Annotated in this window: 10 protein-coding genes; 6 read left to right on the forward strand and 4 right to left on the reverse strand. The window is 74.7% G+C overall.

What is annotated here, in order from left to right:
* Positions 1–27: 27 nt before the first annotated feature.
* From H7827_RS00475 to H7827_RS00485, 3 genes are all read left to right on the forward strand, one after another.
* Positions 28–2,430 (forward strand): AAA family ATPase, encoded by a 2,403-nt coding sequence (locus H7827_RS00475; RefSeq protein ID WP_432741658.1) that lies wholly within the window; start codon positions 28–30, stop codon positions 2,428–2,430.
* Positions 2,431–2,479: 49 nt separating this feature from the next.
* Entirely contained in the window at positions 2,480–2,713 is a 234-nt protein-coding gene (locus tag H7827_RS00480; RefSeq protein ID WP_432741660.1) for a hypothetical protein, read from the forward strand.
* Positions 2,714–2,937: 224 nt separating this feature from the next.
* Positions 2,938–4,059, forward strand: a complete 1,122-nt coding sequence (locus H7827_RS00485; protein ID WP_432741662.1) for a PP2C family protein-serine/threonine phosphatase — start codon at positions 2,938–2,940, stop codon at positions 4,057–4,059.
* A gap of 12 nt (positions 4,060–4,071) precedes the next feature.
* Here the strand turns inward: H7827_RS00485 and H7827_RS00490 are convergent, their stop codons facing one another.
* The 3 genes from H7827_RS00490 to H7827_RS00500 form a co-directional block, all read right to left on the reverse strand.
* A complete protein-coding gene (locus tag H7827_RS00490) occupies positions 4,072–5,292 on the reverse strand; it encodes an MFS transporter (RefSeq protein WP_432741664.1) in 1,221 nt (406 codons plus the stop codon).
* Between the two features lie 92 nt (positions 5,293–5,384).
* Positions 5,385–6,224, reverse strand: a complete 840-nt coding sequence (locus H7827_RS00495) for an aldo/keto reductase (protein WP_386540919.1) — start codon at positions 6,222–6,224, stop codon at positions 5,385–5,387.
* Between the two features lie 197 nt (positions 6,225–6,421).
* Positions 6,422–7,042 (reverse strand): bifunctional 4-hydroxy-2-oxoglutarate aldolase/2-dehydro-3-deoxy-phosphogluconate aldolase, encoded by a 621-nt coding sequence (locus tag H7827_RS00500; protein WP_432741666.1) that lies wholly within the window; start codon positions 7,040–7,042, stop codon positions 6,422–6,424.
* Between the two features lie 300 nt (positions 7,043–7,342).
* Between H7827_RS00500 and H7827_RS00505 the strand changes: the two genes are divergently transcribed.
* Positions 7,343–8,113, forward strand: coding sequence for a GNAT family N-acetyltransferase (locus H7827_RS00505; RefSeq protein WP_432747912.1), 771 nt, complete (start codon positions 7,343–7,345; stop codon positions 8,111–8,113).
* Positions 8,114–8,134: 21 nt separating this feature from the next.
* Here the strand turns inward: H7827_RS00505 and H7827_RS00510 are convergent, their stop codons facing one another.
* Positions 8,135–8,872: a FadR/GntR family transcriptional regulator gene (locus H7827_RS00510; protein ID WP_432741668.1), complete on the reverse strand. Its 738-nt coding sequence runs from the start codon at positions 8,870–8,872 to the stop codon at positions 8,135–8,137.
* 192 nt (positions 8,873–9,064) lie between these two features.
* Here H7827_RS00510 and H7827_RS00515 point away from each other — a divergent pair, with 192 nt between their 5' ends.
* Together H7827_RS00515 and H7827_RS00520 are read left to right on the forward strand one after the other, a co-directional pair.
* Positions 9,065–11,413, forward strand: a complete 2,349-nt coding sequence (locus H7827_RS00515; protein WP_432741670.1) for a beta-galactosidase — start codon at positions 9,065–9,067, stop codon at positions 11,411–11,413.
* A gap of 41 nt (positions 11,414–11,454) precedes the next feature.
* Positions 11,455–12,717 (forward strand): cellulase-like family protein, encoded by a 1,263-nt coding sequence (locus tag H7827_RS00520; RefSeq protein ID WP_432741672.1) that lies wholly within the window; start codon positions 11,455–11,457, stop codon positions 12,715–12,717.
* Positions 12,718–12,729 lie beyond the last annotated feature (12 nt).

Genomic DNA, 12,729 nt, shown 5'->3' on the forward strand with positions numbered 1-12,729 from the left:
GTTCCCTCAACGGGAATGGGATGGGCCATGGCAGACAAGGACGGGCGCGGGCGGCAACCGCTCGGCCCCGAACATCGGGGGGAAGACGCCCCGGCACGCGGCGACCACCGCGTCGACATCCGCGGGAACGCGTCGGGGACGGTGATCGCGGGCCACCACAACGTGGTGATCGACGCCCACGGTTCGACGGTGAACCTGCTCCAGCCGCAGGAACGGCCCAAGCCGGTGCGCAGGGAGTCGGTGGCGCTCCTGCCCCGGCGGCAGCGGGACCCGGTGGGCCGCGAGGCGGACCTGGAGGAGCTGGGAGCGACGCTGCGCCGTCACGGGCTGGTGCAGTTGTGGGGGCCTCCCGGGGTCGGCAAGAGCACCCTGCTGCGGCACGCCGCCCGCCGCCTGGGCGCCGGCCCGGACGGGGTGCTGTTCCTGAACGGGGCGCACCGCGAGAGCGAGGACCTCGCGCAGGAGATCTTCGAGGCCTGCTACGAGGCTCCCGGTTACGCCCCGACGGGGCCCGAGCTGCGGCGGCTGATGGCCGGGGTCCGGGTCGCGGTGTACATCGACGACGCGGAGCTGACCCCGGAACAGCTGCGGCAGCTCACGGACGCCGCGCCCGACGCGACGTTCGTCCTCGCTTCCGGGGAACGCACCCTGCTCGGCGAGAGCGGCCGGCTGGAGCTTCGGGGGCTGTCCCGCGCGGCCGGACTCCAGTTGCTGAGCGAGGAGTTGGCGCTTCCGCTGCCCCAGCACGAACGCGCGGCGGCCGACGAGTTGTGCGGGCTGTCCCTCGGGCGGCCCCTGCTGCTGTTACGGGCGGCCGGGCTGGCCCGCGCGGGGGCGGCGGGCGAGCTCAGGCTGCCGCGTGCGGCCGAGATCGAGGGCCTGCTGCCGCTGCTGTTCGAAGGGCTCGACCCGGCCGCGGTCGGGGCGCTGCGCCTGCTGGCGACGCTGGGGGACGCGGAGCTCGACCCGGTGCACGTGGGGGCGCTGTGCGGGGTGGCCGAACCGGCCGCAGTCTGCGCCCGGTTGGCCCGGCTCGGCCTCGCGGAGGCCACCGAGCGCGGGTTCCGGGGGGTCGCCGACGTGGTGCCGGAGATACGGCGCTGGGCTCCGGCCACCTTCCCCGCGCTGTTTCCGGCCGACCGGCTGTGCGACCACTTCACCCGCTGGGCGTCGCTGCCGACCACCACCGCGTCCCAGGTCGCCGACCACGGGCGCGCGCTGGAGCTGGTGGCCGAGCTGGCGGAGGAGCAGGGCCGCCCCGACCTCGCCGTGCGCCTCGCCCGCGCCGTGTCGCCCTCCCTGGCCCAGTCGCTGCGGTTCGGTGTGTGGGGGCGGCTGCTCGACCGGGGCGAGAGCGCCGCGCGGCAGGCCGGGGACGCGACGGCCAGGGCCTACTTCACCCATGAGAAGGCGATCCGGTGCCTGATGACCGGCCGGCGGGTGGTGGCAGCGGTGCTGCTGGCCGAGGCCGTGGTGCTGTGGCGGCAACTGGGTGACACCGAGGGGGTCGACGCCGCGCTCAACGCCCAGCAGTACACCCCCGCGCCGTCCGTGCCGACGCCGGAGGCGGCAGCGCCGGGAGGCGGCGGGGAGATGCCGCCCGGCAATGATCCGGGCCCGGGGGCGGCGGCGGGGGGCGATCCGGGCGCGACGGCCGGGACGGACGCGGGGGCGGCTGGTCCCGGGACGGGTACGGCTCCCGGATCCGGTCCGGGAGCGGCCTCCGAGCCCGCGGGGCACAGCCCGTCCGGCGGTGATGCCGGCCCGGTACCGGCGGGGGACGGCGGCGGGCAGCCCTGGGGGGACCCGGGCACCTCGCCCGTGGGAGACGCCGGCGCTGCCCACGGAGCCGGTACGGGGGCGGGAACGGGAGCCGTTCCGAACGAGCCGGGGGACCCCGCGACGGCTTTCGCCGCCCACTCCTCCGGGGCCGCGGCCGGCGGTGCCGGGGTGGGGGCCGGCGCCGGCGCTGTGCTGCCGGGCGCGCTGTGGTCGAGCCTGCTGCCGACCATCATCGGTGTGGTCGTCGCTGTCGCCCTCGGCGTGGGCATCTATCAGGTGGCGGCCTCGGACGACGGGAGCGCCACGGAGTCGGCCTCGGGTCCCCGGGACGAACTGGCAGGGGTCTGGCGTGACGAGGCGGGGAACGTCTTCCGGATCACCGGGACGGGCGACGGCGCGTACGCGGTCGACGTACAGGCGACCTGTGGGGAGAGCGCCACCATGGAGATCACCGGAGGTTCCGGCAGTTACCGGGCCACGATGCCGGTGTGGGACGAGACCGCCTGCGGAACCACGGTCGGCGAGGCGGACGTGACGATCGAGGTCGCCTCCGACCGTTCCAGCGCCGCCGTCCAGGTCACCGAGCGATCGGACGGCAGCTGGGAGTGCTACACCTGCGGCCCGCAGAACTGGACCCGTCTTTCCTGAGGTCCTGACATCCGAGGGGCCCCTCGGCCCCACCGAAGGAGGAATCAGCATGGCCGACTCCACGGGCGACCACTTCTCGATCAGCATCGGCGGTGACGCCTCGGGTCCCGTCGTGGCCGGGCACGACAACACGGTCGAGGTCCGGCGGGCGGCCGGGCCGGAGGCCGGGGCGGGGCCGGCCCAGACGACCACGGTCCGCGACCACGGCACCGCCTACACCGTGATGAAGGGCGAACTGCACATCCATCAGGACGCCGCCGTCCGGCCACCGGAGGAGGACTGACGCCCCGCGTCCGCCCACCGGTGGCCACGGCGAGCGAGCGGGAGCTTCCGCTCCGGGGTCCGGCACAGCCGCCCCCGGAGCGGAGGCCCGTTCCGCGTGGACGGGGCCCGCTGCGGGGGCGTGCCCGGTCCGGCCGCCGTTCCCCCGGAGTGACCACCCGAAGGGCGGATGAGCGGGTCTCCCTCGTACGGTACAGAGAGACCGCCGTCCGCCCGGGAGCCTCCATGACCCGCATCCGCCGGAGGACGTCTCCCGACGCCCTCCAGGCCATCGATCCGCCGCCCACCAGGGAGCTGGTCGCCGGCGTGCTGCTGGTGACGGTGCTGGTCGAGGTCCTCGGGGTGCTGTCCGGGTCCACGGTCTGGCTGCTGGGGCTGCTGATCTTCCTGCCGGGCACGGCGTCGGCGCTGTGCACCGTGGCCCAGACACGGTTCGTGGCCGCCTGGACCACCGTCGTCGTCATGCTCACCCTGCTGGTGCGCGACCGGGAGAGCGGCCACTGGCTGGACCGGGTGCTGCTGGTGCTGCTCACCCTCGCCCTGGGGGCGCTCTCCGTCTACGCCTGCCACCGGCGCATCAAGCGCGAGCACGAGATGCTGCGGCTGCGCTCCACCGCCGCCGCGATGCAGCGGCACATCCTGCGCCCGCTGCCCCTGCTCACCGACCACGTACTGGTCAGCGGCGTCTACGAGCCCGTTCAGGAGGAGCGGCTGGTGGGCGGGGACATCTACGACGTCGTCGCCTCGCCGTGGGGCACCCGCATCCTGATCGGCGACGTGCAGGGCAAGGGGCTGGCCGCCGTGGGCGCCGCGTTCGCCGTCATCGGTGCCTTCCGCGAGGCCGCCCACCGCGAGCCGACGCTCACGGCGCTCGTGGACGCCCTGGACGCCTCGGTCGTGCGCCACAACTCGTACGCCGAGCAGTTGGGCGACGACGAACGCTTCGTCACCGCGCTCGTCGTCAGCGTGGACGCCGGCACCGAGACACAGTTCGTCAACTGCGGTCACATCCCGCCCCGGCTGGTGCACGACGGTGCCGTGACCGCCCCGGCCCTCGATTCCGGTGTCCCACTGGGCCTGGCCGCGCTGGCGGCCGAGCCGGCGACCGTGGGCTGGTTCGACTTCCCCACCGGTTCGACCCTGCTGCTGACCACCGACGGGCTCACCGAGACCCGTGCCGGCGACGGGACGTTCTACCCGGTCGACGAGCGGCTGCGGAACCTCGCCGGCCGTTCCCCCAGCGAGTTGCCGAAGGCGCTGTACGACGACGCCCGGTCCTTCGCGGGCAGGGCCGAGCAGCAGGACGATGTCGCCGTCCTGAGTGTCCGCCGTTCCCCGCACCGCTGAACGCGCCGCCGGTCAGGGGCGGCCCGGCGATCCCGGGCCGGCGGCCGCCGATCTCAGCAGGTGGAGGCCGATGGCCGCGGCCAGCAGCGTCACGCAGCCGGTGAAGACGAGTCCGGCGTCGCGCAGTCCGATGACGAGGGTGAGGGCGCCCACGCCCAGGACGGGCAGGGAGATGCCGAGGTAGGCGACCACGAAGAACGCGGAGGTGGTCTCGCCCCGGCGGTCCCGGGGGGCGCGCGTGGTCACCGCGGTCACCCCGGCGCGGAAGGCGAGCCCCTGTCCCGTGCCGCCCACGATCGCGCCGGCCAGGAGCAGCGCCAGTTCACCCGTGAGCAGCGAGGCGCCGATCAGCAGCATGCCGGCCACCAGGAGGAAGCAGCCGGCGGGCAGCGCCCGGGTGCCGGGCAGCCGGCCCGCCGTCAGCTGGCCGGCGGTGGAGGAGGCGAACGCGGCGAAGACCACGGCGCCGGAGACGGCCAGGTTGTGCACCCCGAGGTGGGTGGCCATGAAGGTGGGCGCGACCGAGGTGAACAGGCCGAACATGGCGAAGCCCGCGAATCCGGCCAGGGCCGCCGGGACGAACGCCGTGCGGACCTGGTGCGGCACCCCGGGCGGGCGGATCCGCAGCGGGGGCGGCGGGCGGTCCGGGCGGGCGGTCTCGGGCAGCGCCGCGGTGAGGGCGCAGGCCGCCACGAGAAGTCCCAGATGGGCGAGGTAGGGCAGCCGCAGGGGCGCCGGGGCGTACTCGGCGAGTACCCCGGCCAGCAGGGGCCCGCACCCGAGGCCGCCCATGTTGGCGGCGGTGGCGGCGAACGCGGCGCGTTCGCGTCCGCCGGGCGGGGCCAGTTCCATGACGGTGACGGTGGCGGTGCCCGTCAGCAGGCCGGCGGAGAAGCCGGACAGGAGGCGGCCGGCCAGCAGCCAGGGCAGTCCGTCCTCGGCGAGGAAGCAGCCGGCGCAGGCCATGGACAGGAGCAGTGCGATGAGCAGGACCGGGCGTCGTCCGCGCTGGTCGGAGAGGTCTCCGGCGAGCACGAGCACGGCGATGACGCCGACCGCGTAGGTCGCGAAGATGACCGTCACGAGAAAGGAGGAGAAGCCGATCTCGCGCTGGTAGAGGCCGTACAGGGGGGTCGGCAGGGTGGTACCGGCCATGCCGACGGCGAAGGTGTACGCGGCGGCGAGGTAGTGCCATGGCCGGAGGTGCCGGGAACCGGCCGTACCCGGAATCATGTGGTGATCGTACGGATGGCGGGCGAGTGCTGACGGCTCATCAGCATCCGCCCGCGTGTCCCGTGACCTGCGGGGGGGCGTTGCCCGCCCGGTCAGCCCACGTAGTCGAAGGTGTTGGGGTCCGGGCCGCCGCGTCCCGCCGGGCCGCGGTCCAGACCGTCGATGGCCCGGACGTCCTCCGGGGAGAGCTCGAAGTCGAAGATGCGGGCGTTCTCCTCCATGCGCGCGCGGTTCATGGACTTCGGGAAGACGATGTCACCGCGCTCGATGTGCCAGCGCAGGATCACCTGGGCGGGGGTACGGCCGGTGCGCTCCGCGATGGCGGCGACGACCTCGTCGCCCAGGACGGCGCCCTGGCCGAGCGGCCCCCACGCCTCGACGGCGATGCCGTGCCGCAGGGACGCCTCGCGGGCCCGCTCGTTGGGGAAGTACGGGTGGACCTCGATCTGGTTGACGGCGGGGACGATCCCGGTCTCGCCGATGATCCGCTCCAGGTGGTCCGGCTCGAAGTTGGAGACACCGGCCGACCGCAGCGTGCCCTCGCCGATGAGGTCGGTGACGGCCTTCCAGGTGGAGACGTAGTCGCCGTCGTACCGGGTGGGCAGCGGCCAGTGGATCAGGAACAGGTCGAGCCGGTCCAGACCGAGCCGGGTGAGGGATTCCTCGAAGGTGCGCCGTACGTCGTCCGGGCGGTGGTTGCCGTTGTCGAGCTTGCTGGTGAGGTACAGCTCCTGGCGCGGCAGACCGCTGTCGGCGACGGCTCGGCCGACTTCCGCCTCGTTGCCGTACATCTGGGCGGTGTCGATGTGCCGGTAGCCCGCCTCCAGAGCCGATCCGACCGTGGCCGCCGTGTCCTGCGGCGGCACCAGGTAGGTGCCGAAGCCGAGCTGCGGGATGGACGTGCCGTCGTTCAGGTCGATCGTCGCTGTCATACCCGAGACGGTAGGCGGCCGCCCGGGCGGACACGGGCACCGGCGGCAGGGCCGGCGCCCGTGTCCCGGGATGCCGCCCGAAGGGAGGTACGGGTCGCCGTCCGGCCGTGCCAGGAGGCCCTGGTCCACGGCGGCCTCCCGGCAGCCGTCTTCGCGGTCCGGGTCGTGGGGGCCGGGTGCGGGGGTCGTGGCCGGGTTCAGGTGCGGGCGTCCAGTGCCTCGCGCAGCCGCCTCAGGGCGCCGGGGTCGGACAGCGCGGAGCCGATGGCGACTGCGGCGCAGCCCGCGGCGAGGAAGTCGGCGGCGTTGCCGGGTCCCACTCCCCCGGTGGCGACGAAGCGGACGTCCGGGAACGGCGCGAGGTGGGCGGTGATCCAGCCGGGCCCCAGCTGCTGCGCGGGGAACGCCTTGACCCAGGTGTACCCCGCGGCCAGGGCGCCCGCGATGTCGGTGGCGGTGGCGGCGCCCGGCAGATGGGGCAGCCCGGCCCCCTGGGACGCCTCGACCACCGGCGGGTGCAGTCCCGGTGCCACGGTGAAGGAGGCTCCCAGGTCCCGGGCGGCACGCAGCCGCTCCACGGTGGTGACGGTGCCGGCTCCGACGTGCTTGCCGTGCGCGCCGGCCGCCTTGACGGCGGCTTCCAGGGAGGGCAGGGCGTCCTCGGACTGCACGGGTATCTCGACCAGTTCGACGCCGGCCTCCCAGGCGCGCAGGCACAGGTCGACGGTGGTGCGGGGGTCCTGGCCGCGGAAGATGCCCAGGACGGGGCCGGTGGACAGGTGGCGGGCGAAGAAGGCCGCGCTGGGGTCAGAGGTCATGCGGGGTTCCTTTCCGGCCCGGCGCGGTGCTGAGGTGCCGGGCCGCGGTGCGGAGTGCGTCGAAGGGACGGGTTCGGCGGATGGGACGACGGCGGAGGGGGGCGGTGGGCGACACCGTTCACGGCACGGCCGGGACGCGGGAGCGCGCGGGCGCGGACCCGCGCCGGTCAACTCCCCGCGGGGAACGGCCCCGCGTGACACCATCGGCGGGTCAGGGCCACGCACCGCTGCGGCCGCGTGGATGTCGGAACCTACCGCTGTGGGGTGACGGTGACCGCTCCTCCGGAAGCGATCGAATCGATGGAACAGCTCGCCGTGGTCTGGCGGGCCATGGCGCTGGACCGGGACCCGGACGCCGATGTGCGGGACCTGCCCGGCCTGGCCGTGCGCTGGGCCGACAGCCGGTTCGCGTTCTGGAACTGCGTCACCCTCACCGAGGCGGACGCCGGCGCCGAACTGCTCGCCCGGCGGCTGGCGGAGGCCGCGGACATCATGCGCGCCAAGCGGCGGCCCGGATTCCTGTGGCTGTTCGAGGACCTGCTGGCCGGGGAGGCGCGCGGCACGCTGGCCGCGGCGGCCGAGCGCGCCGGTCTGCGGTACGCCTTCCCGGGGACGGCGATGGCGGGGGATCTGCTGCCGATCCCCGAGCCCTCCCACCCCGATCTGACGTTCGCCAGGGTGACCACCGCCGCGCAGTTGGAGTCCTACGCGGATCTCAACTCCCGTGGGTACGGCTTCCCGCTGGAGGACGGCCGGGACGGCCTGGCCGGCTCCGCGCTGTGGACGAGCGGGGTGCACGCGTATCTGGCGCTGCGCGGGGACGTCCCGGTGGCGTGCGCGGCCACCGTCGAGGCGGCGGGCCGGCTGTTCGTCCTGCTGGTGGCCACGGATCCGCGGTGGCAGCGCCGGGGGTACGGCGAAGCGGTGACCCGCAAGGCGCTGTACGAGGGGGCGCGGGCCACCGGGCTGACCCGGGCCACGCTGCACGCGACGGCCGCCGGCGCGCCGGTGTACCCGCGCATCGGCTTCGTCCCGCACTCGCCGATGGGCTTCTACGGTCTGCGGGAGTGACCCCGCGCGCCCGGGCGTGGCTCAGCCCCCGGTCCGGGTACGGGCACGGGCGCGTGTCCGGGTGCGGGTGCGGGCGAGGTGGTCGCTGTCCTGGGCGGCCTTGGCGAGCAGGTCCAGCATGGCGGCCTCGGCGCGGGCGGGATCGCGCTCGCGTACGGCGTCGAGCACCGCGCGGTGGCTGGGGACGGGGTCATCGGCGTCGGCGTGCGCATGGACCATGCGGTCGCGTTCGCGCAGCCCCGGCTCCAGCAGCATGTCCATCCGCCGCAGCAGTTCGTTGCCGGTGGCGGCGAGCAGCGCCCGGTGGAACGCCGTGTCCGCCTCGGCGGCGGCGGAGTCCTGCCGCGCCTTCCCCATGGCCTCCAGTGCGCTCTCCAGCGCGGCCAGATCGGCGTCGGTGCGGTGCAGGGCGGCCCGGTGTGCCGCCGCCGGTTCGACGATGGCGCGCACATCGGCGAGGTCGCGCAGCAGTTGGGTGCCGTCGCCCGTCTCCATGCGCCAGCCGATCACATCCGCGTCGAGCAGGTTCCAGTGCGTCCGTTCCCTGACGTAGGTGCCGCGCTTCTGCCGCGCGTCGGTCAGCCCTTTGCCCGCCAGGACCTTGAGCGCCTCGCGCATGACGGTCAGGCTCACGTCGAGTTCGGCGCCCAGGGCGCCGATGTCCAGGGTCTGGCCCTCGGCGATCTCACCGCCGACGATGCGGGCGCCCAGGGTGTGCACGACCTGTCCGTGCACACCGCGGCCGGAGTAGGACGCCATGCGGTTCTCCTCGGGTGGCCGGGTCCGCCGGGGGGAACCGGAGGGCCCCGCCGACGTGTTGGGGCGGGCCTCTCCCGCCGCGGGGCGCCCGAGTCTACCGTGGGCATTATTTATGAATACATCTTGACAGAGATCCGGGCCGCCCGGACGATGAACCGACCCTCTCCCGCCGCGCCAACGGAGCCGCCCGTCATGCTGACGCTGCACACCCAGGACCTCCCCGCCCCGCCGGCCGGCCATCTGCCGATGGGCAGCCGCGCGGGCACCCGCGCGCCGCTGACCGCCGACGGCCGCAAGCTGCTGCGCGGTGCCGAGCCCTGGCTGCCGGTCATGGGCGAGTTCCACTTCAGCCGCTATCCGGCCGCCGACTGGCGCGAGGAACTGCTGAAGATCCGGGCCGGCGGGATCGACGTCGTCGCCACCTACCTCTTCTGGAACCAGCACGAGGAGCGGCGCGGCGCCCTGCGCTTCGACGGCGACCTGGACCTGCGGCGCTTCCTGAACGAGTGCGCCCGCCTGGGACTGCACGCGGTGGTCCGGGTCGGCCCCTGGTCGCACGGCGAATGCCGCAACGGCGGCTTCCCCGACTGGCTGGCCGACACCCCGTGCGTCCCGCGCACCGACGACCCGCGCTATCTGACGCTCGTGGAGCGGTACTACCGGCGCATCGCACACGAGCTGCGCGGCCTGTCGTACGACGACGGCGGGCCGGTGGTGGCCATCCAGGTGGAGAACGAGCTGTACGACCAGCCGGGGCACCTGCGGACGCTGCGCGCCCTGGCCGAGCGGGTGGGCATCCACGCCCCGCTGTGGACGGCGACCGCCTGGGGCGCCGCCGACCTCCCGGCCGACGTGCTGCTGCCGCTGTACGGCGGTTACCCCGAGGCGTTCTGGGAGGACGCGCACGAGGGCTGGGCCCGCGGCATGCGGCGGCACTACTTCTTCAGCGCGATCCGTGACGACCACGCCATCGGCGCCGACCTGCGCTCGTGCGCCCCGGCGGGCACCGGGCCCGATGACCGCCGCTATCCGTACGCGACCTGTGAGCTGGGCGGCGGCATGGCGATCGCCTACCACCGGCGCCCCCTGGTGCCCGCCGCCGACGTCTCCGCGCTCGCCCTGACCAAGCTCGGCAGCGGCTCGGTGTGGCAGGGCTACTACCTCTACCACGGCTGCTCCCAGCGGCTGGGCCAGGCGCTGCCCAACCAGGAGTCGCAGGACACCGGCTACCCCAACGACCTGCCGGCCGTGAACTACGACTTCCAGGCGCCGCTCGGGGAGTACGGGCAGGTCAGGCCGTCGTTCGCCGCGCTGCGGCTGCAGCATCTGCTGATCCGGGACAGCGGCGCCGCGCTGGCGGACATGCCGCTGCACCTGCCCGAGGAAGGGCCCGACGGGCTGGATGACCGTTCCTCGCTGCGCTGGGCGGTGCGTGCGGCGGGCGGCAGCGGCTTTCTGTTCGTCAACAACCACCAGCCGCACGAGACGCTGCCCGACCGGACCGGGGTGCGATTCCGGGTGCACCTCGACGGGGAGCCGCTCACCGTGCCCGACCGGGAGGTGACCGTCCCCTCCGGAGCGCACTTCGCGTGGCCGCTGGGGTACGACGCGGGGGGCGGCCTGTGCGTCACGTGGGCCACCGCCCAGCCGGTGGCCCGGCTGGACCTCGACGGCACTCCCGTCGCGGTCTTCGCGGCCACCGCCGGCATCACCGCGCGGTTCGCGCTGCCCGACGGCTGCGAGGTGTCGGGCCCGGTGACCGTGGACCGCACCCCCGGCGGCACGGTGGTGAGCGTGCCCGAGCCCGGGACGCGGGCCGCGGTGACGGTGACCGGGCCGCACGGCCGGGTACGACTGCTGGTGCTCTCCGGCGAACAGGCCCTGCTGGCCCAGCGGGTGAACATCGGCGGCACCGACCGGCTGGTGCTGTGCGAGGAGCCGGTACTGGCCGACGGGCCGGAACTGCGCCTGCACACCAGCCGCTCCGAGGTCACCGTGCGGGTGCTGACGGCCGACGGGTTCACCCGGCGGACGCTCGCCCCCGGCGAGGGCGCCCCGTCCGCGCGCCAGCTCCCGGTGGATACCGTACGGTCCAAGGCTCTCGCCCCGCCCGCCCGCACCGGTGGCCCCCACGGCCGGGCCTCCGCGCCGCGCGACGAGGACTTCGAGGAGGCGTCCGTGCACCGGATCCAGATCCCGGCCGGCGCCCTCGACGGCGAGGGCGAGGTACTGCTGCGGCTGGCGTACACCGGTGACGCGGCGCGCGCCTACGTCGGCGGCCGCCTGGTGGCGGACCACTTCTGGTACGGGCCCGTCTGGGAGCTGGGACTGCGCCGGTTCGCCGACGCGGTGACCGAGCACGGGATCGAGATCCGCGTCCTGCCGCTCGCCCCCGACAGCGCGGTGTACGTCGACCCCTCCGCGCGCGCCGGTCTGGCCGCCGCCCGCACCCGCGCCACCGTGGAGAGCGCCGAACTCGTCCCCGTCCACCGCCTCACGCTGCCGGCCGGCCTCACGGCGCACGGCAAGGCCGCCGGCTGAGCCCCGCACCACCGCACCCGCGCCACGAAAGGACCCCTGCCATGCCCCTCCCCCGGCCGCCGCATCTCCCCGAGACGCTGACGATCAGTCTGTGGGACTTCAGCTGGTACACCCGCACCGGGCCCGGCGAGCCCTTCGCCGATCTGGACCGCGCCTTCGCCGAGGCCGTCGAGCGCGGCTACAACACCGTCCGGATCTGCGCCATGCCGTATCTGCTGTTCGGCTCGGGGCTCGACACCAGCCGGCTGCGCCTGGGGCCCCTGGGCGGGGAGTACGGCCAGCGGGTGCGCTGGTACGACGTACGCGCCGAGACCGTGATCGACGGCCGCGCCCAGCTGCTGGAACTGTTCCGGGCGGCCCGACGGCACGACTGCTTCGTCATCCTCTCCTCCTGGGAGTACCAGCAGTCGGCCTCCTTCGCGGCCGACCGCGCCTGGTACGACGCCCTGATGGCCGTCGACCCCGAGGAACGCCCCGCAGCGCTGGCCGACGCGCTCGCCGACCTGCTGTCCTTCCTCGCCGCGCACGACGGCCTGGACGACCGCGTCGCGTTCACCGAACTCCACAACGAGGTGCAGGCCGGCTTCCTCACCGAGGGCCTGGAAGGGGACCATGTCGTCGCGCTGCGCCCGCGCCTGGAACGCGGACTGGAGCGCTTCCGCACCCGGCACCCGGACCGGATGGTGACCGTCAACTACGCGCAGGTCCCGGTCGGATCGCTGCGCGGGGTGCCCCGGGACATCGATGTCGCCGTCTTCCACCCCTATGTGTACGGCGTGCTGGACGAACTGCTGGACGCCTTCGCCCTGCGCGACGCCTCCCGGGACTTCCCGCAGGAGCGGGCGCGGCGCGAACTGCTGCGTCCCGGCGCCCCCGACCTGGCCGACTGGGCACCGCCGGCGCGGGAGCGCTGGCGGCTGGAGGCCACCGTGGTGGGCCTCCGTGAGGTGTACGTCCACGACTGGTGCGACCCGGTGCGCTTCGACGCCTGGCTGTACGACCGGTACGCCGTCCACCGCGTCGCGATGGAACAGCGGCTGACGACCTGGATCGCCGCCGCCGCGGACTGGGCCGCCGACACCGGGGTGCCCTTCGTCTTCGGCGAGGGCTGGGTCGGCTACACCCCGCGGCTGGGCACCTTCGAGGAGGGCCCGGTGGGGGCGGCGCTGTGCCGGCTGGCGGTGACCGAGTCGGCCGCGGCCGGCGCCTGGGGCGCGGTGGTGTGCTCCAACGCGGCCCCGCAGCACACGATGTGGGAGGACGTCGCGCTCCAGCGGGAGTGCAACGCGCTGCTGCGCGGCTGAACCGGCGCGGCG

Source organism: Streptomyces sp. JH002 (assembly GCF_050916115.1).
Taxonomy (GTDB): domain Bacteria; phylum Actinomycetota; class Actinomycetes; order Streptomycetales; family Streptomycetaceae; genus Streptomyces; species Streptomyces xiamenensis.